The sequence below is a fragment of the Nostoc sp. MG11 genome, from assembly GCF_014904695.1.
Classification (GTDB): Bacteria; Cyanobacteriota; Cyanobacteriia; order Cyanobacteriales; family Nostocaceae; genus Komarekiella.
Genome location: NZ_JACXXN010000174.1, coordinates 1 through 1309, shown reverse-complemented (window position 1 = coordinate 1309; position 1309 = coordinate 1). Strand labels below are relative to the sequence as shown.

1 protein-coding gene is annotated in these 1309 nt (G+C 32.7%); it reads right to left on the bottom strand.

Translation table 11 applies throughout. The annotated features are described in order from the left end of the window. Positions 1 to 238 precede the first annotated feature (238 nt). Positions 239 to 1123: a 2OG-Fe(II) oxygenase gene (locus HCR01_RS37905; RefSeq protein WP_193201012.1), complete on the bottom strand. Its 885-nt coding sequence runs from the start codon at positions 1121 to 1123 to the stop codon at positions 239 to 241. Positions 1124 to 1309: the final 186 nt, after the last annotated feature.

The following is a 1309-nucleotide window of genomic DNA, read 5'->3' as shown; positions in this document are numbered from 1 at the left end:
TTCTTTGGGGTTCATTAATGGGCTAACTTTGATACAAGACTATTGGTACAACTACACTTCTACCAGACCAGCCCTAGTTTTTGCAACACAACCGAAAAAACAGACATCGCTGCTCAAGTAAAATTTGTTGCTCAAATCTTCGATATAATTGCATAACTAGTTCTGATTTATACAATATTTTTATCCTGAATAAGTTTTTGCAACACAACCATTTCAACTAGATGTTTGGCAATTGCAATCATCTCCAGAAAATACACTGCTTTTGTTTTTCAGAAAGTTTTTCAGCAAGTATTATTAAATTTTCGTTAGTTAAGGAACGTTGGCAATAAAATGGGTGTTTTGGAGACTGAGAAGTGTAATCAAAAAATATTGCAAATCTATCTGAATTGGTAGGTATTTTTCCTCGATGAAAAATTTTTGCAGTGTCAACAATAATTACTGTGCCAGAAGATCCTGTGCAAGATTTCCAATTTAATGGTGAAATAACCTGTTGCATGGTTTTGGCTTGAACATAACCATAGTTATATCTTAGAGAGCAAGTTATTGTTGGGCTAAAAGATAGGGGAATATATTGAAATGGTCCACAATCATCATTTACATCATTTAGATAAACAATAATTTTGATCATTTTCCGATCTTCCTTGTCTAAATGCCATAACCTTGTTTTTCGCTGGACTTGATTAGCAATATCTCTACGAAAAGAAGGATGATGATAAGCAACTGGCAGACCTAGGTAGTTTTCAATAATATCAAGTAAACGTTGTTGTAATCCCCAGTAAAAAATTTCTGTATGCTCCATTATTTGTTTATTTGTAGCGTGAATTACGAATTTATGTTTTTCATTTGCCGGAATGCTATGGGGCATTTCTAGCATCAGTTTTTTTGCCATTTGTAACATTCTTGGAGTAGAAGTAATGGAGAGTGTTGCCAATGAAGTTATAATAATTCCTTCATTTTTAAGAGTTTCAACTAAAGTCAGGTCAGCAGTTGAGAGTAAAGGTAAATTATTAATATGTTTTTTTACTGACATTTGATACTTAGTTTCAATTTTATTTTTCAAAAATGTAATTTGATAAAAACTTTCTACAATCCGATTGCCAAACTTTTTTACCAATATATTCATTTTTTTTGAAGCTTTATTGAACTTTCTCTTAAAAGATGCAATATTTGCCATTACATCTGCCGTGATTTTGGTTATTAGAGTAGTTTTTGGGTAAGGATTCAGGTGGCAGAGTATTGACAAGAGGACACTTCAGGGGGAGTATCACAAATATGAACCAAAACCTGCCTCAAGATATAGACCGAGAAA